Consider the following 19,260-nt stretch of genomic DNA (forward strand, 5'->3'; position numbering starts at 1 on the left):
GTCGTGCGACCGGTTATCCGAGCAGGTACTTCAGCCAGCGGTTGTTCTGGACGACGTCGAGTTGCTCGATGCGTGCGTCGAGGCCGAGGATGCGGCCGGCGCCGAACGCGCCGAGCCCGAACAGGAGCACGGCGTACACGATGTGGTCGTCGACGACCCAGCCGTGCGCGAGCGGGAGCCCGGCCATGAGGCCGCCTTCGAGCGCTGCGGCCCAGTAGAACAGCATCATGATTGCGCCCCAGAATGCGCTGAACCGGACGAACGCGCCGAGGATGAGCGCGAGCCCGGCGAGTGTGAGCCCCCACATGTTCAGGATGTCGATGAGGGGACTGCCCGCCATGTTCGACCATACCCCCATCAGGGGGTTGCCCTCCGGGATGGCGTTCGCGAGGAAGCCCGCTGCCGTCCAGTTGTTCGCCGGGTCCGCGTCGAGGTACGTGACGAGTTTCGTCACGCCACCCTGGAACAGCACCCACCCCATCACGACCCGCATGAGGAACATCGAGTACCCCACCCAGTGCTCCGAGTATTCGAACGTGACGCCGCGACCGAAGATCTCCGTCTCGAGTCTGTCTTGCGTTGCCATGCATGTGGGCTGTCACCAACCAACGGTATAACTGATGCAGTTCTTTCATATGTCCGGAGGGCGGTAGAATCGTCCTAACTGCTCGAAATACTCGATAAGGTCTGCTCGAACGCCGGCTTCGAACGAGCCTACCAAACCAGTTAGGTATCCGAACAGGTTAGGCAGCGTCCGACCGCCGGTTCGACTCGACGGTCGTCCGACGACCGATGTCCCTGCAACGCTAGCCCCACGCTACCGGTACGGGTCCTTGCCGACGTCGGGCGGTCGTCGGATGGTGAACTGCGCGTACCGGTTCCCGTACGCGAGCGCGAGCGACCCGACCCACCAGTTCCAGCGTTCGACCGCGTCAGTGCAGTCGTCGGGCGCGTCCGAGAGGTGGTCGACGATGACGTCAGCCGTCAACTCGGAGCCGGCGTCCTCGCGATAGTACCCGCTGTCCCGGAGGTCGACGGCCTGCCTGACGACGACGCGAGACTCGCCGCCGTACTCGCGTTCCAGCGCCAGCTCCAGTCGACCCGGTTTCACGACGGGAGATACGAGCGCGGCCCCCATACGTGCGTCGGCCCACCGGCTCCACGAGCATCCGGCGACCGCCAGGTCGCCGGTTCCGTTGCGGTAGCCGTCGCTGTGCGGTGTGGCCGCGGTCGCGTTGCGGCCGCGGTGGCGGTGCGGCGGCGGTGCGATGCGACCGCGGTCGCTGTGCGGTGCGGCCGCGGTGGCGTTGCGACCGCGGTGCGGTGGCGGTGTGGAGTCGTTGCGGGTGCGGGTTCTGCGGTGGGTTCGCGTCGATATGGCTGCGAGCCGGGTTTCGATGGTGTTTTTTACGCGCTCCGTCTGGGTCCCTCTATGCCCAGTTTCAACGTCGTGGTTGGTGACCCCGAGTCGGGGCTCGCGCACCAGCTCGAGGTCGATGGACAGGATGCGAACCGTTTCGTCGGGAAGGAGATCGGTGACGAGGTCGAGGGGAGTGCCGTCGGGCTCGACGGGTACACGCTCGAGATCACGGGCGGGAGCGACGACGCTGGTCGCCCGATGAGCGGCGACGTCGCCGGCCCGAACCTCAAGGAGGTCCTGATGAAGGCGGACGGTGTCGGCTACAATCAGGATCGCGACGGGAAGCGAAAGCGCCTCACGGTTCGTGGGAGCGAGATCAGTGACGCGGTCGTCCAGATCAACGTCACCGTCGCCGAAGCCGGTGAGGAGTCCGTCGAGTCCCTCCTCGGGCTCGAGGACGACGAAGACGAAGCCGACGAGTAACGCCGTTCTCGGGTTCGGTGCGTCGTAGGTTTCCTGAGGGCGTTGCCCTCGGCGCGCACCGGGCTCTTGCTTCTCGAACCGGATAGCGACGCGTCCGGCGTCGTCGTCGCGTCGCAGTGTCGGCGGCGAGTGCGGTCGGAATCGAGCGTGTGCGCGTTCTCGGAGTTGATTCGTCGGGAGCGACGGGTTTAGGCGTCGCCGTCACGCAGAGGAAGTATGGCCGACCGCGTTTCTTCGGATGCCGTGCCGACGGTGCGAGCGACGCTCGTGAAGCACGGTGCGATGGATCGGTTGCGGGTGGAGATACCCGCCGACGAGATGGATCGGTTCCCGGCAGGGGACGTCGTCCGTGTGGTCGTCGACGGTGACACGCGTCACGCCGAGGTCAAGCGTCACCTCACGGACGATACGTACCTGCTCGCTGGTGCGTTCGACACGCCCGACGACGCGCGCGACCGGTCGGGCGAGGACCGCCTGGCGGCGTGGTGCGAGGACGTGAACCGCCAGCCGGGCGGGTCCGTGCTCGTGGACGTCGTCGAGGAAGGGTTCCTGTACGGGCTGCGCGCACCCGGCGAGAAGTCGTTCTACACGGCGCACGAGGCGCCCGACGAGAGCCTCGCGGACATCGCGGAGCAGGTCGAACGCGGCGAGTGACGGTCGTTCGAGCGACAGTCGCCGTCGACGACCGCGTGGGGTTCTCGTGGTCGTCACTCGGGGGGCGAGTCGAGTAGAGTAGGTGAGGTAGATTCCTAGAGGCGGGGGAGGAACGAGTACAGCAGGAAGCCAAACGCGAGGTGCTGGACCATCGTCCGTTCGACGGTCTCGCGGACCTCGCGTTCGTCGTCGATGGCGTACTCCTTCGTCCGGACCTTCTTGTGCATCTTCAGGACGTCCTCCTCCTCGAGCTGGTGGAGGCTCGGATAGACCGTCCCGGGGCTGAGTTGTGCGTCGAACAGCCGCGTGAGGTCGGAGATGAGCTCCTTCCCGTGGGTCTCGCCGCGCAGCGAGATGAGCATGAGGAGTATCTCGTCCAGGTTCTCCTTGACGATGTCCTCCTCGAAGTCGACGTCGTCGGTCGGGAGTGCCGCCCGGACGTCGTCGAGCATTTCGTCGAGCTCGCGCTCGACGGTCTTGTCGTCGGCCTTCGGCGTCGACCCGATGAGCAACTCCACCTCGCTGCTCTCGTCGTCGTCGCTCGTTGCCGATGCGGTCAACTCGTTGAACACGCTTTGTGCGTTGTCGGATTCCTCGTACATCAGTCGTCACCTTCCCTCCGAACCGGCCTCCCCCTGAGACACGACCCACGTACCCACGTAGCGTGTCAAGAGACCGTTCCAGAGTACACTCGTACATTGTAGCTATCACACATAAGTGGTGTGGCCGTTATCCGGCAAGTGACAGTTTTATTCTGGCGTCTGGGGATGTAGACTAACCATTCCGGATACGGTCCAAACGTCGGCTATATGGGCTATATATCCGGTTCTGTGGAATCGGGACTCGACTCAGAAACTAAAAACGAATGGGTAGTGTATAAGAAATCTGCCTGTAATTTCGGCGTGGGCGTGAATCACGAGCATGCGATGGGAGCGCCCGAACCAGGCCCACGCGAACCCGGCTCCCGCGGAGACGCGAACGACGACCGAACCGTCGCCGACCGATTCGATTTTTGCGGATCGATTCGATCTTCGCCGATCGAGTCAATCGTCGCCGATCGCTTCGATGACCTCCTTGCGCGCACTCCGGTCACCGAGTTGCTTGTCCACGCGCCGCTCCGCGAGTCGCGCCAACATCAGGTGCTCCTCGAGGTCGTCGCCCGCGATCTTCGCGACGTACTTCAGCGACCGCGCGTGCGTCCCGAACGGCGTCCCGGAGAGCGTCTCCAGGGGATACTCGAGCGTCGCCGGCTCGTCGTACTTCTTGTTGTGGATCTCCGAGAGCGACAGCCCGCGGATGTACCGGATCATCTCCTCGCGGACCTCGCTCGAGATCCACCCGAGGCGTTCGTAGTACCGTAGACAGTTCAGCGCGCCACTCGTCCCGAACGTCTCGCCGAGATACCGTGCCCACTGCATCGTCGTCTCCATCCGGTCCGCGGACTTCGATATCGACCTGAGGTACGGTTTCTCGCGCTCCATCCTTGCACGAACACACCACCGCTGTCCACTTCAAGCGTCGCGTGAAATCGAGACCTGAGTCGTCCCCTTCGGAACCGCCGCCGGGAGGCGGTTAGACCGTGATGAGGGCGTCGACGACCATGCGCGTCACGACCGCGGTGAGCGCGCCTGTCCACGTCAGCATCACGAAGTGCACGTATCCACTCACCTGGTGGCCGCGGTCACTCACGCGCACCATCACCGACGACAGGAGCGCGTTCAGGACGATCGTCAGGAGCAGGAGGAACTCGATGACCTGCAGGTCGTACCCTTCGACGTTGATGAGGAAACTCATCCGACCGAGGTCACCCATGTCGTCCATGATGGTGATCATCATCTCGACGGTCTCCAGCCCGACGAAGAACGCGAACACCGACGCCGCCGTCAACCCGTAGAGGACGCCGATGAGCGTCGTCGTCGCCTGCTTGCGTTGCTCGCGGACCTTCATCACCTGACTGTGGTTCCGCGAGATGACCTGCCCGAGGTGCTTCGGCTCGCCACCCATCCGACGTCCCTCGACGTACATGTCACCGAACTTCTGGATGAGGAACGACCCAGTCTCGGCGGCGAACAGGTGCCACGAGCGCGTGGTGTCGATGCGCATGTGCAGTCGCTTGTAGAGGTTGTCGATGTTCTTCGTGAGCGCCCCGAAGTCCTTCTTCCGGAGCGACTCGAGGACGCTCCCCGTCGACGACTGCTTGACGGACTCGACCGCGCCGAGTGCGCGCACGAAACTCGGGAACTCCTCGTCGCGAACCTGCACGCGCCGTTCCTCGCGCCGAACGCTCCACCCGGGGATGATGAGCGGCGTCACCGGCAGCGCGGCCATCACCGGCAACGGCAGGACGTCCGGCGAGACCGGTGCGTACCCGAGGAGGACGACGCCGACCGCCGCCGCCAGGACGATCGACAGCCCGACACCGAGCGCGAGCCGCGCCTTCACGTACCCGAGCGGGTACGTCAACGACTCCGGCTCCCGGTACCACAGCGGGTCGTTCGGTGAGACGGTGTGGACCGCGTACACGAACCCGGCCTGGACGATGACGAACAGCCCGATGACGGCGCCGACCGCGACCGTCGGGTCGATGCCGACGATGACCGGGATGACGATCGCGAACACGAGGACGAACGCGGTCGACAGCATCATCGACAGGTACAGCTCCTTCATGACGTCGAGCTTGTTCAGGTCCGCCTCGTACCGGATGACGAACTGCTGGATGATGGAGTCCTGCTCGTCCATCAGGAACTCGCTTATCTGCTGGCCGGACCCGACCGTGTACGCGAGCCGTTCGAGGAAGTCACTGAGGAGGTCGGAGTTCACCTGGTTCGCGCGCATCCGGCAGGCGTCGTCGAGGCTCTGATTCCACGTGTCGACGAGCGCGACCAGGTGCCCCATCTCGTCGGCCAGCGCCTGATACTCGTCCTCGCCCGCCAGCGTCCGGAAGATCTGGACGCGGTTGATGTTCGTCATCGACAGCACCGTGATGTGCGTCAGGAACAGGTGGAAGCGCTGCCGTATCTGCTTCCGGGAGCGGTCCTGGACGGCCTTCGGGTAGAGGAGTGCGGCGAACACCGCGAACACGCCGAGGCCGACGAGCGGCCCGGCGACCGTGAGCGGGAGCGAGACGACGAGCGCCGCCGCAATCGACCCGACGGCGAACAGGACCGACGGCAGGACGACCACGAGCAGGTACGTCCGCATCGGCATGTCCATCCGTCGATACGACTGCTGGAGGTCCTCGAGGACCGTCCGGATCGATATCCCGCTGTCCGATTGTGCTGCCGCCGACATGATGTTACATCGTCACGCTCTGCAGTCCGGTGACGTCTATCGGGAGGCCCTCCATGCCGTCGCGCTGGTAGCCCTCGATGGCGTCGTTGACCTCGTGGTACCCGAGGACGTCCGCGTCGATGAGCTGGCGGATGATCTCCGCGCGCCGGTCGAGCTCGTCGTATATCTTCCGCGTGTCGTTGTACCCGAGCAGCGTCGCGATCTGTTCCTCGAGCACGTACGAGTTGTTCCGGCCGGTGAACTCGACGTTGTCCTCGCGCGGGTCCCAGTTGAACGCCTGGCGCGTGATGACGCCGTCCTCGTAGTCGCTGTACCCCTCTATCTCCTGTACGGAGGTGACCCGGCGGAGGACGTCGTCGCCTTGCTTCACGCGGTTCTGGAAGAGCGCGACGTCGCAGTTGTCCATGAACGTCTCCGGGACGTTGATCGGTGCGCCCGTGAACCGCTGGATCATCGAGACGATGTCCGACGCGTGGAACGTGAGCATCACGGGGTGCCCGGTCTGGGCGGCCTGGAACGCCATCTGGCCTTCCGCCCCACGGACCTCCCCGACGATGATGTAGTCCGGGCGCGACCGGAGCGCGGCCGCGACCAGGTCGAACATGTCGACGTCGCTCGACTCGTCCTCGCCCTGCCCCTCGCGCGTGAGGAGTTGCTGCCACGTGTCGTGGGGCGGGATGACTTCGGCGGTGTCCTCGGCGGTGTATATCTTCGAGTCCTGCGGGATGAACGACAGGCTCGCGTTCAGCGTCGTCGTCTTCCCGGACGCCGTCTCACCGACGACGAACACCGTCTGCTCGTTCTCCAGACAGAGCCAGAGGTACGCCGACAGCTCGGGGCTGAGCGTCCCCCACTTCGTGATCTGGAATATCGAGAGCGGGATCTCGTCGCCCTGCCGGATGGTGAGCGACGGGCCCTTCACGGAGACGTCGTCGGAGTAGATGATGTTGATACGCGACCCGTCCGGGAGCGTCGAGTCGACGATGGGGTTCGAGTCCGAGATGGGCGAGTCCATCCGTTCGCCCATGTTCCGCAGCCACGTGTTGAACGCGTCCGGGTCCCCGAAGTCGACGTTCGTCTCCACCATCCCGAACGTCCCGTGGTCGATGTTGCACTGGTGCGGGCCGATGACGTGGATGTCCTCGTTCTGTGGGTCCTGCATCACCGGATCGAGCGGGCCGAGGCCGACGATGTCCCGCTGGAGGTGGTACCGGAGCGCCTCGTACGTGCGCTGGTCGACCGTGACGGACCCGCCGAGCCCGCCGGAGAACGACCCGATGGCGCCACCGACCGACACCACCTCGTCGAGGAGTGCGTCCAGGTGCGCCTCGAACTCGTCGTCGTCGTTCGGCGCTGGCCGCGACACGCTCCGGTCGAGGATGCGCTGGCGGGCCTGCGCGTACACCTCGCGCTGCTGGTCGTCGAGCTGCGGTTCGATACAGTAGTACGTCTTGCTCACGCCGAGGTCGCCGTACACCTGGACGAACACCTCGTCGCTGATGCGATAGCAGACGTTCGGTCGATCGGCCTCGTAGTCGCCGACGTTCTCGACGAACAGCGGGTACTCGCCGAACTCCGCGTGGAACTCCTCCAGGTGATTCTGGAGGTGCGGGTGGTCGTCTGCGTGCTCGCGCAACTGCGTCGTCATCCGCTGAGTACCGTGTTCTGACATAGGTGTGTTAGGCGATCGTCCGGTTCACGATGGTCAGTCCACGCCCCTGCTGGACGTTGAACGCGATCCCGTCGTCAACTGGCTGCTTCATGTTCGAGAACCGGCGGACGCGAACGTTCCGCCGGATCTCCTGCCCGACCTCCTCCGTCTCGATCTGCATGAAGACGTCCGCGGTACTCCGGATCGGGCGGAGCGCGCGCTCGGTCGTCGACTCCGGGTCCGCGGTCAGGACGACCGTCTTCCCGCGACTCGTCATCCCCTGCAGGAACGTGAGGACGCTCTCCATCTCGTGGTCCTCGTCGCCGTGCGCGGCGATCGCGTCGAACCGCGGGTCGTTCCGGAGGAACGCCGAGAAGGCGTCGACGACGATGACGTCGCCCTGCCAGAGCGTGCTCGGTTCCGTGAGCTTCGACAGGAGCTCGCGGCGGTCGCCGCCGCGGTGCGTGTCCACGTCCGCGTGCAGGAACAGTACCTGCCCGGAGAGCATGTGGTCGACGATGTCGTACGAGAGCGAGTGCATCTGCTGCATGAAGTCCGCGGCCGTCAGCTCCGTGGAGACGTACGCGACGAACGTGTCCTCCTCGGCCATCCCGTAACACATCCGCTGGGTCCACACGGACTTCCCGGCGCCGTCGACGCCCTCGACGAGCACCAGGCTGCCTTCGGGGATGCCGCCGCCGACGGCGTGATTCACGCGGTCGGTGTCCTCCAGCCCGAGCGAGTAGTGACCGTTCACCTTCATACGTAGAAGGTGAACACCTCCCGGTCGCCGTTGATGACGAGCACGATGCGGTGCTCGCCCGGCGACAGCGACTCGTCGACGTCGAGACGCAGCACGGTTCCGGGCCGCCAGCTCGACCCGTCGAGGACGGTCATCTGCTGGTCGCTCGCGGGGACGTACTCGCCGTCGACGAGGACGTCGACCTTCCCGGGTTCGGCCGGGAGCGTGTTCGACCCCGTGTTCTTCACGAGTACTGACACTTCCGTGTTGCCGTCGTCGTACACCGCACTCGACCCGGGGTCGGAGATCACCTCGATCTCGGTGTCGATGCGTTGCTCGGCGTCCACGCTCCGCGTATCTATCGCGTCACTCACCTCCGCGACGTTCGTCACCATCGTCCCGGCGACGCTCGCCGCGATGATCATCGCCGCGATGAAGAGGATGAGACTCGACACGGGACTACTCGCCATCGCCGTCACCTCCGTCGCGGTGCGGCCGTACGCCCGCGTCGCGGTGCGTCCGTACGCCTTCGCCGCCGTCGATGTAGGTCGTAGCGTGGCTCATATGTCGGTCTCCGTCTCCGCGATCCCGAACTCGGTGACGACCTTCACGCGATCCGGCCGCGTCGACGTCGACACCTCGATGCGCAGCGTCTCCCCGGGCACCCAGATGGTGCGCGTGCCGTCGCCGGCGACGCTCGTCGCGTACCCCTGTCGGTACGCGCCGTCGACGAGAACGTCCGTGTCCGCCACGGACAACGTCCGCGACCCCGTGTTGTTCACCCGCACCACGAGCGCGTCCGTCGTCGCGTTGTACGTCACGTTCCCGAGCTCGATGTCCGAGTTCCGCTGGGACACCGCGCGATCACCGCGGTCGTCGACCGCGGTCTGCACGCGCTCGTTCGCGGCACTCATCATCGGGTACGCGGTACTGATCGCTATCAGGACGCCGACGAACAGGACCGCCATCGACCCGCTCGTACTGAAACCCATCCTATAACCCCGTGTCGTCGATCGTTCGCTGGACCGCGTCCAGCTTCATGATGTACTCGTAGCTCTCTGCGTGATCCTCCGCGGTGAGTTCGTTCGGGTCGCGACTCGGGTCGACGTTCATGTCGAGGTCCGGCCCCGAGATGACCGACTCCAGGTACGCCTTGACTCGCGGACTGATCCACCCGATCTCCTCGTAGTACGCGACCGCGCGCAGCGTCGCCGCCGGCCCGGCCGTCGACACGAGACTCGTCAACCACTCGAAGACGATTATCTCCGTCGCGTACGTGTCCGCGAGCCCCGCGAGCGCGACCGCGCCACTCGACGGGGCGTCCTCCCGGTCCCACGAATCGGCGTCCTCGCGCCACGTGCCGGCGTCGCGCCGAACGTCGTCGAGTTGCCCGCGTTGACTCGCCGGTTCCGGGTCGTGTTGACTCATCGATTCCTCGGCCGTCGTCGGCTCGACCTCGATCTCGTTGTCGACTGGTTCATCGTCCTGTCTCCCCGCGGCATCCGCCGCGTCCTCCTTGACGGCGACGGTCCCGCCGTCGTCCGACGCCGCAGCCGCCTCCTCGTCGGCCGCCTCGTCCCCCGCCGCGTCGTGTTCCGCGCGAAGGTCGTCGAGGCCGACCGTCACCGCGTCGTCGTCCGTCGCCTCCGCCTCCGCATCGTCTTCCTCGTCCTCCTCGTCGTCGGCGTCCGCGCCGTCGACGACCGCCTCCACGACCTCGCCGTCCGGATCCGGTTCCTCGCCGCCGACGACACCGAACCCGTCGGCGTCCGGGTCGGCGTCGCGCGTCGGCCCTTCCATGAACGGATTCACGTCGGCGGTCAACTGGTCGTAGATACCGAGCAGCTGGCGGACGGTGTCGTTCACCTCGTTCAGTTGCTCGGCGACGTCCTGCTGGGAGCCCTTGATGGTCTCCAGCTCGGACTGGTTCTGTTGCATGCTGCCTTCCATCTCGTCGAGGCGTCCTTCCAGCGCCTCGACCTGCTCCTCCTGGTCGAGTTCCTCGAGCTCGACGTCGAAACTGGACTCGGGCGGACCCGACGCGTCCTCGCTCCCCTGCGCGTCGTCGGACTCGGAGCCGGAGCCACCGCTGGCGTCGTCGCGGCCAGCGCGATCTTGGCTCCCCTCCGAACTCAGGAAGTCGGCGAGGACGTCTCGAAGTCCCATCTGTGGTGTGATTCGTGGTCGTGATTCGAGCGAGTCGGCCCGAGCGATACCGGATACGCCACCTGTCAGTACCGTGTAGACGACTAAAGAAGCGCGTACACCCTCGCCCCGCGTTTCGAGGCGTGAGTCGAGACTCGAATCGGCCAACGAGGGCATACACGTCTTGAATAACCGAACTCGCGTTCACGTACTCGGGGGCACTCCCCCCGTATCTCGTGATGAACCTTCCCGACTCGCCCCGGCACGGGGCTCGTGGCCGCTCCCGGTCGTCAGCGGACGACCAGCGAGCTGCCCAGCCCTGTGGCCGACGGACGGCCGAGTCGGGGACAGTGCGTCCTCACGCGAGGGCGTACGCGAGTCGGGTACGTTCGGTCACGGATGGTGAACTACCGATGCACGTACCCGAAGCACACGACAGACGCGGTCAAGTCGGTATCGGGACCCTGATCATCTTCATAGCGATGGTCCTGGTCGCAGCCGTCGCGGCAGGTGTCCTCATCAACACGGCGGGGATGCTCGAAGCGAAGGCGTCCGATACCAGTCAGGACTCGCAAGCACAGGTCTCCAATCACATCGTCGTCGTCAGCGCGGTCGGCGAGGTCGACTCGTCGAGCGATAGCGTCGACACCCTGAATCTGACGTTGATGAAGGCAGCCGGCGCCGGCGACATGGACCTGGAGAAGGCGTCGTTCGAGTACATCTCGGACAACGCCGCGGTCTCGCTGAAGGAGAGCCACCCCGCGGTGAATCTGACGAACACCGATGGCAGTGGTTCGAACGTCCTGAACAGCAGAGACGACCGCATCGTATTGACGATTCGCGTCGACAACACCGACCTCGAAGGGCCAGGTGGACTCCGGTCAGGCCAGAAAGCGATGCTCACTATCGTCACGGCTTCGGGGGCGAAGTCACTCTACGGAGTGAACGTCCCGCAGACGATCAGCAACGAGAAGTACGTGAAGGTGTGAGCGCTGCTGGCGGTGCCCCTCGCGGGCACACGATAGAAAACAACGTATGACCACGAACGAACCCGACACGAACGACACGACGCCCGAACGTGCTCGCAGCGGCGGCAGGTCCTCTGAACGGTCCGGGGGCGTGCTGTCGCCCGACGAGCTCGCGCTCGACGACGACGAGCACGTTCGACAGCTCGACGACGACCGCTACCTCGTCTCTACCGGCGGGACTGGGTCGTCGCCGAGTGGTGGGCGAGCACGCCCGACCCGCTCCGATGGGGGTCAGGTGGTGACCGACGGGTCGCCGTCGCCCACCGAGGCATTAGCGCAGTCGCCTGCTGGGTTCGGAGTCGATCTGGCCGTCAAAACCGAGGCCGGTGTTTCGAGACGCCGGGTAACGTCGAACGACATTCGGGAGGTGTTCACCGAGATGCTACGCTGGTACGCGCTCCAGCTCGATTCGGACGCGGATCCGGCGGAGACGCTCGCGGTGTTGCGGGCAGCCTCCGAGCTAAACTTCTGAGCGATTACTGATACTTTCTGGTAGGTTTTCCAACTTGTTAGCGGCGGCGTTCGGCCGAACGAAATCACACGAACCACACACAGGCAGCGGTATACGAGCACCGTTCTGGGCCTCGTTTCGAGACCTGAGTCGCGCCCCGAAACGGCGACCGAACTGATACAGCCCTTGATAGTAACCCGGATACATGCACTATTCGGGGCGCATCCCCACACGACAAAGAATGATAGTGGAAAACCCTACGAACGACGACGAACGCGGTCAGGTCGGCATCGGCACCCTGATCATCTTCATTGCCATGGTGCTGGTCGCCGCGGTCGCAGCCGGCGTGCTCATCAACACCGCCGGACTGCTCGAGGCCTCGGCCTCCGACACGGCCTCGGACTCGCAAGCACAGGTTTCGAATCAGATCACGGTCGTCAGCGCCGTCGGAGAGACCGACAGCAATGACGAAATTCAGTACCTGAACTTCACGGTCATGAAGTCCGCGGGGTCGGGAGACATCGACCTCGGGAACACGAGTGTCCAATACCAGAGCGACGACAAGGCTGAGACGCTCGGATTCGGTACCTCAGGTGGCGCGAACACGTTTATTGTGACCGCCACGGATAGTGATACTGCACTCACGGCGTCGGATGACATCGTCCTGAACGACACGGACGAGCGGAAGGTCATCACGATCAACCTCGCTTCAGGCGCAGTCGACGACACGCTCGCAGAGGGCGAAGATGCGACGGTGAAGTTCGTCGACCAGTCCGGCGCGACCACCATCTACGGTGTCGATGTGCCGAACACGGTCAGCGGTGAAACGTACGTCTCGGTGTAAACAATGATGCAACTTCAAGAATCCATGGAAGGTGAACGCGGTCAGGTCGGTATCGGCACCCTGATCATCTTCATCGCGATGGTCCTGGTCGCTGCGGTCGCAGCCGGCGTGCTCATCAACACTGCCGGACTGCTCGAGGCCTCGGCCTCCGACACGGCCTCGGACTCGCAAGCACAGGTTTCGAATCAGATCACGGTCGTTAGCGCCGTCGGGGACGTTGATAGCGGTAACGTTGCCGAGCTTAACTTCACGGTCATGAAGTCCGCGGGTTCGGGAGACATCGACCTCGCGAACACGACCGTTCAATACCAGAGCGATGCCAAAGCCGAGACGCTCTCGTTCGACACCTCGGTTGGTTCGAACTCGTTCATCGTCTACAATACGGACGGGGACACGGCTTTGACGGTTGCAAGCGATGACCTGGTCCTCAACGAAACCGACGAGCGGAAGGTCATCAGCATCGATCTCAGCGGGAGTGGTGTCGACGACGTCCTCGCCGAGGGCGACGAGGCGACGGTGACGTTCGTCGACCAGTCCGGCGCGAGCACGATCTACGGCGTGAACGTCCCGGACACGATCAGCGGCGAGAGCTACGTGGCGGTCTAACGGCACATCATCGACCCGGTATCGTCCGGGTGAGCTCGTCCCCGGGCGCATCCCGCTCCGGCGTTGACGCCGGGGATGCGCCGGTGGCACGCGGCAGGATGTGTGCGCCGCTGGCAGCGCGTCTGGCGCCGGCCGGATGCGCTCGTGGACCCGCCATCCGAACCGAGGAATGATAGTGGCGGACCCAGTTCGAGGCACGACACACCGACGCCGTCACGCACGCACGTGACGGAGGCGTGGTCCCAGGAGGCCCACGCCGCGTCGGTCCGGTACGCACGAACGATCGAGGAATCGCGAACGACCATACGCTTCGGCGTATCCCACATCGGTAGGCAACCCGAGTCGGCCCGCAACGAGCCGACTCACAGTTCACCCAACGCGCGGCCGGTCTCGCGTGACGACGCGACCACCGGCCACTCGCAGTCTTTCTTTCGACGCCACGCTCGACAGCGACAGCCGGCGGAATCCTGCGCAGTCGCCGCGGCGCGTGCACGCACGTTGCGAGCGCCGGGAACACGCGGAGTTTTTCAGCCTCGACCGTCGAGTACGTCCCATGACCGACGTCAGTGCGCGCCGGGAGGCGTTCCTCGCCGGCGACCAGCCCGACGACGTGGCGATCTACCTCGCGGACGACTACGTGGACGACCTCGGACGCCTGGAGAAGTACGGCGTCCGGACCGCCGAGGGTATCGTCATCGTCGTCGACGGCGAGAGCGGCCGGAACGCGTTCCACGCCGCCACCGGGATGGACGCGATGAACTTCGCGCAGGGTGCTATGGGGACCGAGAGCGAGATCGGCCACGACCTCACGACCGGCGAGTGCCCGGACGCCGAGAACGACCCCGACACCGACCACGTCGTCCAGTTCGTGTTCGCGTTCAGCGAGGACGAGAAGGACGACGACGAGTTCGACGGCCTCTACACCGAAGGGGACGTCGTGCACGCCTACGCGCACTGTGCGTGCGGCGCGTCGTACTCCGACAAGTGGCTCGCCGCCGAGGACTGACCGCGAGTCGCCACCGACGGCTCCGGCTCGGTCCGCGAACCCGCGTCAGAACGTGACGTCGCTGCTGTCGACGACCTCGCCGAACAACCAGTCGGCGTGCTCCAGCGCGTACGTCTTGTGGTCGTCTTCTATCGCACCGATGGCGTCCTCGACCAGGACAGGCCGATAATCTCGAAGGCCCGCGGACCCGGCGGTGTGGAGGACGCAGACGTTCGCCAGCGTCCCGCAGAAGACGAGGTCGTCGATCCCGCGTGCGGACAACCACCCGTCGAGTTCGGTGTCGTGGAACGCGTCGTACGTGTGCTTCTCGACGACGTGGTCGTCCTCGTGGACGTCGAGTTCGTCGACGAGCTCGGCGTCCCAGGAGTCCTCGAGGACGTGCTCGCCCCACTGCTCGAACTCGTCGTAGTAGTGCGCGTCCTCGAACTGCTCGGGCGGATGCACGTCGCGCGTGAACACCACGCGAACGCCGGCGTCGTGCGCCCGGTCGACGAGGTCGCTGACCGGCTCGACGGCGTCCTCGCTCCCGGGCGCGTACAGGCTTCCCTCGGGATGACAGAACCCGTTCTGCATGTCCACCACGACGAGCGCTGCGGAATCCGAGTCTGCGTGCATACGTGAACGTCCGCCCGCCGCCCTCCTAATCCTTCGGCTCCGACCGACGACCAGACCCGGTACGTCCCGTCAGCCGACTCCGCCAGGGCCGGCCACCAGGTGCCAGGTCGCTTCGACCGGGCGTTTCTTTAATTCGTAGCCCCCGATGATAGCTATGAAGCGACTGGCAACCGTCCTCGTGGTCCTCGCCGTCGTCCTCGCCGGCTGTAACGCGCCAGCCGGCCCCGGAACGACGACCGGCGACGCGACCGAAGCGACCACCGTCCCCGAGACGACCAGTACCGCGCCAACCACGACGGCCACCAACGACAGCGACGACGCACCAGCCGATCCGAGCGAGGACGTCCTCGGATGGGAGGACGGCGTCTGGGCGAACGAATCCATCGACGTCGACCAGTCCGACGGCCTCACGGACGAGGAGATAGATGCGTTCGTCTCCCGCGCGATGGCGCGCGTCGAGGTCATCCGGAACAAGGAGTTCACGGAACGCGTGCCCGTGGACGTCATCCCGCGTAGCGAGTACGCGAACCAGTCCAGTAGCTCCGGGACGCCGAAAGCGCAGTCCGACTGGAACAACCAGGTCTGGGAGGCGCTGTTCATCTCCAGCGAGGAGAAGAACGTCACCGACCAGATCTCGCAGTTCTACTCCTCGGGCGTCGGCGGGTACTACAGCCCGAGCGAGGACGCCATCGTCATCATCTCGGACAACCCCGACACGCCAGTGATCAGTAACGCGACGCTCGTGCACGAACTCCAGCACGCCCTCCAGGACCAGTACTTCGACCTCACGCAAGCGAAGTACCGTGCCCCGACCCAGGACGGGAACCTCGCCGGTGACGGCGTCATCGAAGGCGACGCGAACTACGTCGAGTACGTGTACGAGGACTACTGTATCAACGGCACGTGGGACTGCGTCGCCACGCCCTCCAGTGGCGGTGGTGGCGGCGAGTTCAACTTCGGGATCTACGTCACGATATTCAATCCCTACGCTGACGGCCCGAACTACATCGACCGCCTGAAGCAGGCCGGTGGCTGGGAGCTCGTCGACGAGGTCGTCCGGAACCCGCCGGCGTCGACGGAGACCGTCATCCACGCGCGGACGCCGGACGAGGTGGAGCCACCCGCGACCATCGACTACGAGGACACCGCGACCGACGGCTGGGAGACGTTCCCCGGCCAGGGCGTCGATGGGTACGATACCGTCGGTGAGGTATCGATCTACTCGATGTTCTGGTACGCGTCGTACCCCGAGCGCGCCGGCGGGCTCGGCCAGGACATCGTCGACTGGCGCGCGCTCCTCAGCGCCGAGGGCGAGTTCGACCGCTACAACTACAGCGCCCCGCCCTCTGACGGGTGGGCGGGCGACCGCGTGTATCCGTACACGTCCGCGGACAGCGACGAGGACGGCTACGTGTGGGTGACCGAGTGGGACACCGAGCGCGACGCCGAGCAGTTCCGGACGGCGTACCTCGAACTCCTGAACGGGCTCGGCGCGGAACAGGTCGACACGAACACGTGGACGGTCTCGGAGGGCGCGTACGCGGACTCGTTCCGCGTCGTCATGGACGGGACGCGCGTCGTCGTCGTGAACGGGCCGGACGTCGACGCGGTCGACGCCCTCAAACCGGAGTACGCGTCCGGGTCGACGAACGCGACCGCGCCGACGAACGCCGTCGCGGTCCTCGCCTGATCGGTGACGGAGGTGGCCGGGTCGCCGCGTGAACGCGCGACCGGCCGCGACCGCTCGCACCACTCCTTTTACACCGCGGCCGCCAAGTGCACGTGATGCGTCGCGTTCTCGTCGTCGCCGCACTCGTCGTCGTCGTCGCGCTCGCGGGCTGTTCGGGACTCCTCGACGTCGGCGGCATCGAGGAACCCGAGTCGAACCGACCCGACCCGAGCGAGGACGTCCTCGGGTGGGAGGACGGCTACTGGTGGAACGACTCGGTCGCCGTCACCGCGAGCGACGGCCTCTCGAAGGGGGAACTCGAGGTCGTGACTGCGCGCATGATGGCACGCGTCGAGCGCATCCGCGGCCACGAGTTCACCGAGGACGTCCAGGTGAGAGTCCTCTCCCGCGAGGAGTACCGCTCCGGCGGGAGCGACGACCCGCAGGGGACGCCGACCGAGGAGCAACTCTGGGAGGCGACGTTCGTCGTCGGCGAGGACGCCGGGGTCGCGGCGGCGTTCGACGAACTGTACGGGTCCGCGGTCCAGGGGTACTACACGAACGGCCGTATCGTCGTCATCGGGAGCGGCTCGGACCTCGGCATCTCGCGGGCGACGCTCGTGCACGAACTCGAGCACGCACTCCAGGACCAGCAGCTGACGCTCCGCGTGGACGGTCGGACGCGCGACGCGACCCTCGCCGGCCGCGGCATCGTCGAAGGCGACGCGAACTACGTCGAGTACCGCTACGAGCAGCGGTGCGCGAACGGGACGTACGACTGCGTCGACGTCCCGGAAAGCGAGGGCGGCGGCGCACCGCCGGCGTACAACCGCGGGCTGTTCGCGTCGACGTTCGTCCCGTACGCCGAAGGGTCGACGTTCGTCGCCGCGCTCCACGACCGCGGCGGCTGGGACGCCGTCGACGCCGCCTTCGACGCACAACCCGAGAGCACCGAGCAGGTCATCCACCCCGACGCGTATCCCGACGAACGCCCCGACGACGTCGTCGTCGACGACCGGTCGAACGCGGCGTGGAACCGCGTCGGGAGCCCGCAGGTCGTCGGCGAGGCGACCGCGTACGCGATGTTCTGGTACAACGGCCAGATCCCGAACGAGCACTACGCGAGCAACGACGACCCGCTGTCGCGGTTCACGTACGACCACCCCATCACGGCGGGCTGGGGCGGCGACGAACTGGTCGCGTACGAGCACGACGGCGCGTACGGGTACGTCTGGAAGACGACGTGGGACAGCGACGCGGACGCTCGCGAGTTCGCCGACGCGTACCGCGAGCTCCTCGGGTCGAAGGACGCGACCGTACGCGGCGACGGCGTGTTCGTCGTCCGCGACGGCGCGTTCGCGGACGCGTTCCGTGTCGTCCGCCGCGGCGACACCGTCCTCGTCGTGAACGCGCCGACGGTCGACGCGCTCGACGGCGTACACGAACCCCGAAGGCAGGGCTTCGCACGCGCTGGGACCGACTCGCTTTTCGGCGGGCCGCTCGAAGCCCGCGTATGAGCGAGACGTTCGACACGATCCCCGACGACGCGGTGCTGTCGGGGCGGGCGACGGACGCGTACTTCGACCGGACGGTCGAAGCACTCGAAGGTGCTGGCCGGAACCCACACGTGGTCGCCGAGGTGACCGCAGACCAGTTCCCGGACGGCGAGTTCGAGGTGTTCGCGGGCGTGAAGGACGCCGCAGCGCTCCTCGAGGGACGTGACCTGGACGTACACGCGCTCCGCGAAGGCCGCGTGTTCGACGGCGGGCCGGTGATGCGTATCGCGGGCGACTACCTCGAGTTCGCGCGCCTGGAGACGTCGCTCCTCGGGTACCTGTCGCACGCGAGCGGGTTCGCCTCCGCGGCGCTGCACGCGCGACGTGCGGCGCCCGAGTCGAACGTCCTCTCCTTCGGTGCACGCCACGTCCACCCGAGCATCGCCGCGGTCGTCGAACGGAGCGCGCTCCTGGCGGGCCTGGACGGCTTCAGTCACGTCGCCGCGGGCGACGTCCTCGGACGGGAGGCGAGCGGGACGATGCCGCACGCGCTCATGCTGTGCTTCGGGCGCGGGAACCAGGAGGCTGCGTGGCGCGCGTTCGACGACGCGGCGCCCGCGGACGTCCCACGGATCGCGCTCTGTGACACGTTCACCGACGAGAAGGACGAGGTGCTGCGTGCGGTGGACGCACTCGGCGACGACCTCGACGGCGTCCGCCTCGACACCACGGGCAGTCGCCGCGGCGACTTCGCGCACATCGTCCGCGAGGTCCAGTGGGCGCTCGACGTACGCGGCCACGACGACGTCGACGTCTTCGTCTCGGGCGGACTCGGGCCCGCGGAACTCCGCGAACTCCGAGGGGTCGTGGACGGGTTCGGCGTCGGGAGTGCCATCACGGACGCGAACCCCGTCGACTTCGCGCTCGACATCGTCGCGGTCGACGGCGAACCGGTCGCGAAACGCGGGAAACTCGGCGGCGTCAAACAGGTGTACCGGACCGCGGACGGCGCACATCACGTCGGGCTCGCCGACCGCCCCGGCCCCACGGACGGCACGCCACTCCTCGAAGGGCTGCTCGACGACGGCGAACTCGTCCGCGAGTTCGACCTCGCGGACGCGACCGACCGCTGTCTCGCCGACGCCCGCCGCGTCGACTACTGACGCGTCGCTCGTAGCGATTGCTGCAGTCGGGTGGCGAGCAGGCGACTCGTCGCGGC

The 19,260-nt window shown here is 66.1% G+C and carries 21 protein-coding genes; 10 read left to right on the top strand and 11 right to left on the bottom strand.

Translation table 11 applies throughout. The annotated features are described in order from the left end of the window. Positions 1–13: 13 nt before the first annotated feature. Both LI336_RS11280 and LI336_RS11285 read right to left on the bottom strand, forming a co-directional pair. Positions 14–586 carry a DoxX family protein gene (locus tag LI336_RS11280; protein ID WP_227133240.1) on the bottom strand — a complete coding sequence of 191 codons (573 nt, stop codon included), beginning with the start codon at positions 584–586 and terminating at the stop codon, positions 14–16. 231 nt (positions 587–817) lie between these two features. Beyond that, positions 818–1,138 (bottom strand): WNWW family protein, encoded by a 321-nt coding sequence (locus LI336_RS11285; RefSeq protein WP_497007373.1) that lies wholly within the window; start codon positions 1,136–1,138, stop codon positions 818–820. A 294-nt stretch (positions 1,139–1,432) separates the two neighbouring features. Between LI336_RS11285 and LI336_RS11290 the strand changes: the two genes are divergently transcribed. Then, the gene (locus LI336_RS11290) at positions 1,433–1,843 is read left to right on the top strand and encodes a 30S ribosomal protein S6e (protein WP_227133242.1); all 411 of its coding nucleotides are present in this window, start codon (positions 1,433–1,435) and stop codon (positions 1,841–1,843) included. A gap of 216 nt (positions 1,844–2,059) precedes the next feature. After that, positions 2,060–2,497 (top strand): DUF7112 family protein, encoded by a 438-nt coding sequence (locus LI336_RS11295; RefSeq protein WP_227133243.1) that lies wholly within the window; start codon positions 2,060–2,062, stop codon positions 2,495–2,497. 95 nt (positions 2,498–2,592) lie between these two features. Here LI336_RS11295 and LI336_RS11300 read toward each other — a convergent pair whose 3' ends face one another. From LI336_RS11300 to LI336_RS11335, 8 genes are all read right to left on the bottom strand, one after another. After that, positions 2,593–3,099 (bottom strand): PadR family transcriptional regulator, encoded by a 507-nt coding sequence (locus LI336_RS11300; RefSeq protein WP_227133244.1) that lies wholly within the window; start codon positions 3,097–3,099, stop codon positions 2,593–2,595. A gap of 441 nt (positions 3,100–3,540) precedes the next feature. Continuing rightward, on the bottom strand, positions 3,541–3,978 hold the full coding sequence (locus LI336_RS11305) for a FlaD/FlaE family flagellar protein (protein ID WP_227133245.1): 438 nt from the start codon (positions 3,976–3,978) through the stop codon (positions 3,541–3,543). Positions 3,979–4,069: 91 nt separating this feature from the next. Further along, positions 4,070–5,788 (bottom strand): archaellar assembly protein ArlJ/FlaJ, encoded by a 1,719-nt coding sequence (gene arlJ, locus LI336_RS11310; RefSeq protein WP_227133246.1) that lies wholly within the window; start codon positions 5,786–5,788, stop codon positions 4,070–4,072. 4 nt (positions 5,789–5,792) lie between these two features. After that, entirely contained in the window at positions 5,793–7,460 is a 1,668-nt protein-coding gene (gene flaI / locus LI336_RS11315; protein WP_227133247.1) for an archaellum flagellar ATPase motor FlaI, read from the bottom strand. Positions 7,461–7,467: 7 nt separating this feature from the next. Further along, positions 7,468–8,202 carry an archaellum protein ArlH gene (arlH, locus tag LI336_RS11320; RefSeq protein ID WP_227133248.1) on the bottom strand — a complete coding sequence of 245 codons (735 nt, stop codon included), beginning with the start codon at positions 8,200–8,202 and terminating at the stop codon, positions 7,468–7,470. After that, positions 8,199–8,651 carry an archaellum stator protein ArlG gene (gene arlG / locus LI336_RS11325; RefSeq protein ID WP_227133249.1) on the bottom strand — a complete coding sequence of 151 codons (453 nt, stop codon included), beginning with the start codon at positions 8,649–8,651 and terminating at the stop codon, positions 8,199–8,201. The genes arlH and arlG overlap by 4 nt, the downstream gene beginning before the upstream one ends. Positions 8,652–8,741: 90 nt before the next feature. Further along, complete coding sequence (gene arlF / locus LI336_RS11330) at positions 8,742–9,173, bottom strand: archaellum stator protein ArlF (protein WP_227133250.1); 432 nt, start codon at positions 9,171–9,173, stop codon at positions 8,742–8,744. A gap of 1 nt (position 9,174) precedes the next feature. Further along, positions 9,175–10,347 carry a FlaD/FlaE family flagellar protein gene (locus LI336_RS11335; protein ID WP_227133251.1) on the bottom strand — a complete coding sequence of 391 codons (1,173 nt, stop codon included), beginning with the start codon at positions 10,345–10,347 and terminating at the stop codon, positions 9,175–9,177. Between the two features lie 392 nt (positions 10,348–10,739). Between LI336_RS11335 and LI336_RS11340 the strand changes: the two genes are divergently transcribed. The 5 genes from LI336_RS11340 to LI336_RS11360 all read left to right on the top strand — a co-directional run bounded on the left by LI336_RS11340 (position 10,740) and on the right by LI336_RS11360 (position 14,261). Then, positions 10,740–11,315, top strand: a complete 576-nt coding sequence (locus LI336_RS11340; RefSeq protein ID WP_227133252.1) for a flagellin — start codon at positions 10,740–10,742, stop codon at positions 11,313–11,315. 130 nt (positions 11,316–11,445) lie between these two features. Further along, the gene (locus LI336_RS11345; protein ID WP_227133253.1) at positions 11,446–11,826 is read left to right on the top strand and encodes a DUF7500 family protein; all 381 of its coding nucleotides are present in this window, start codon (positions 11,446–11,448) and stop codon (positions 11,824–11,826) included. A gap of 220 nt (positions 11,827–12,046) precedes the next feature. After that, positions 12,047–12,649 (top strand): flagellin, encoded by a 603-nt coding sequence (locus tag LI336_RS11350; protein WP_227133254.1) that lies wholly within the window; start codon positions 12,047–12,049, stop codon positions 12,647–12,649. Between the two features lie 24 nt (positions 12,650–12,673). Further along, entirely contained in the window at positions 12,674–13,255 is a 582-nt protein-coding gene (locus tag LI336_RS11355; protein WP_227133255.1) for a flagellin, read from the top strand. Between the two features lie 553 nt (positions 13,256–13,808). Further along, the gene (locus LI336_RS11360) at positions 13,809–14,261 is read left to right on the top strand and encodes a DUF5807 family protein (protein WP_227133256.1); all 453 of its coding nucleotides are present in this window, start codon (positions 13,809–13,811) and stop codon (positions 14,259–14,261) included. A 45-nt stretch (positions 14,262–14,306) separates the two neighbouring features. Here the strand turns inward: LI336_RS11360 and LI336_RS11365 are convergent, their stop codons facing one another. After that, entirely contained in the window at positions 14,307–14,876 is a 570-nt protein-coding gene (locus LI336_RS11365; RefSeq protein ID WP_227133257.1) for a cysteine hydrolase family protein, read from the bottom strand. A gap of 145 nt (positions 14,877–15,021) precedes the next feature. On the opposite strand from LI336_RS11365, the gene LI336_RS11370 reads away from it, so the two are divergent. The 3 genes from LI336_RS11370 (at position 15,022) to LI336_RS11380 (ending at position 19,204) form a co-directional block, all read left to right on the top strand. After that, positions 15,022–16,566, top strand: coding sequence for an Hvo_1808 family surface protein (locus LI336_RS11370; protein ID WP_438267280.1), 1,545 nt, complete (start codon positions 15,022–15,024; stop codon positions 16,564–16,566). 95 nt (positions 16,567–16,661) lie between these two features. Continuing rightward, positions 16,662–18,062, top strand: coding sequence for an Hvo_1808 family surface protein (locus LI336_RS11375; protein ID WP_227133259.1), 1,401 nt, complete (start codon positions 16,662–16,664; stop codon positions 18,060–18,062). Further along, a complete protein-coding gene (locus LI336_RS11380) occupies positions 18,059–19,204 on the top strand; it encodes a nicotinate phosphoribosyltransferase (RefSeq protein ID WP_227133260.1) in 1,146 nt (381 codons plus the stop codon). Before LI336_RS11375 ends, LI336_RS11380 begins: the two co-directional genes overlap by 4 nt. Positions 19,205–19,260: the final 56 nt, after the last annotated feature.

The organism is Halorubellus salinus, from assembly GCF_020567525.1.
GTDB lineage: Archaea > Halobacteriota > Halobacteria > Halobacteriales > Natrialbaceae > Halorubellus > Halorubellus salinus.

Coding starts and splice junctions, on each gene's coding strand:
- LI336_RS11355 (WP_227133255.1), top strand. CDS start 12,674: ATGGAAGGTGAACGCGGTCAGGTCGGTATCGGCACCCTGATCATCTTC.
- LI336_RS11290 (WP_227133242.1), top strand. CDS start 1,433: ATGCCCAGTTTCAACGTCGTGGTTGGTGACCCCGAGTCGGGGCTCGCG.
- LI336_RS11295 (WP_227133243.1), top strand. CDS start 2,060: ATGGCCGACCGCGTTTCTTCGGATGCCGTGCCGACGGTGCGAGCGACG.
- LI336_RS11365 (WP_227133257.1), bottom strand. CDS start 14,876: ATGCACGCAGACTCGGATTCCGCAGCGCTCGTCGTGGTGGACATGCAG.
- LI336_RS11380 (WP_227133260.1), top strand. CDS start 18,059: ATGAGCGAGACGTTCGACACGATCCCCGACGACGCGGTGCTGTCGGGG.
- LI336_RS11375 (WP_227133259.1), top strand. CDS start 16,662: ATGCGTCGCGTTCTCGTCGTCGCCGCACTCGTCGTCGTCGTCGCGCTC.
- LI336_RS11340 (WP_227133252.1), top strand. CDS start 10,740: ATGCACGTACCCGAAGCACACGACAGACGCGGTCAAGTCGGTATCGGG.
- LI336_RS11370 (WP_438267280.1), top strand. CDS start 15,022: ATGATAGCTATGAAGCGACTGGCAACCGTCCTCGTGGTCCTCGCCGTC.
- LI336_RS11285 (WP_497007373.1), bottom strand. CDS start 1,138: ATGGGGGCCGCGCTCGTATCTCCCGTCGTGAAACCGGGTCGACTGGAG.
- LI336_RS11335 (WP_227133251.1), bottom strand. CDS start 10,347: ATGGGACTTCGAGACGTCCTCGCCGACTTCCTGAGTTCGGAGGGGAGC.
- arlJ (WP_227133246.1), bottom strand. CDS start 5,788: ATGTCGGCGGCAGCACAATCGGACAGCGGGATATCGATCCGGACGGTC.
- LI336_RS11300 (WP_227133244.1), bottom strand. CDS start 3,099: ATGTACGAGGAATCCGACAACGCACAAAGCGTGTTCAACGAGTTGACC.
- arlG (WP_227133249.1), bottom strand. CDS start 8,651: ATGGCGAGTAGTCCCGTGTCGAGTCTCATCCTCTTCATCGCGGCGATG.
- LI336_RS11360 (WP_227133256.1), top strand. CDS start 13,809: ATGACCGACGTCAGTGCGCGCCGGGAGGCGTTCCTCGCCGGCGACCAG.
- arlH (WP_227133248.1), bottom strand. CDS start 8,202: ATGAAGGTGAACGGTCACTACTCGCTCGGGCTGGAGGACACCGACCGC.
- LI336_RS11305 (WP_227133245.1), bottom strand. CDS start 3,978: ATGGAGCGCGAGAAACCGTACCTCAGGTCGATATCGAAGTCCGCGGAC.
- flaI (WP_227133247.1), bottom strand. CDS start 7,460: ATGTCAGAACACGGTACTCAGCGGATGACGACGCAGTTGCGCGAGCAC.
- LI336_RS11350 (WP_227133254.1), top strand. CDS start 12,047: ATGATAGTGGAAAACCCTACGAACGACGACGAACGCGGTCAGGTCGGC.
- arlF (WP_227133250.1), bottom strand. CDS start 9,173: ATGGGTTTCAGTACGAGCGGGTCGATGGCGGTCCTGTTCGTCGGCGTC.
- LI336_RS11280 (WP_227133240.1), bottom strand. CDS start 586: ATGGCAACGCAAGACAGACTCGAGACGGAGATCTTCGGTCGCGGCGTC.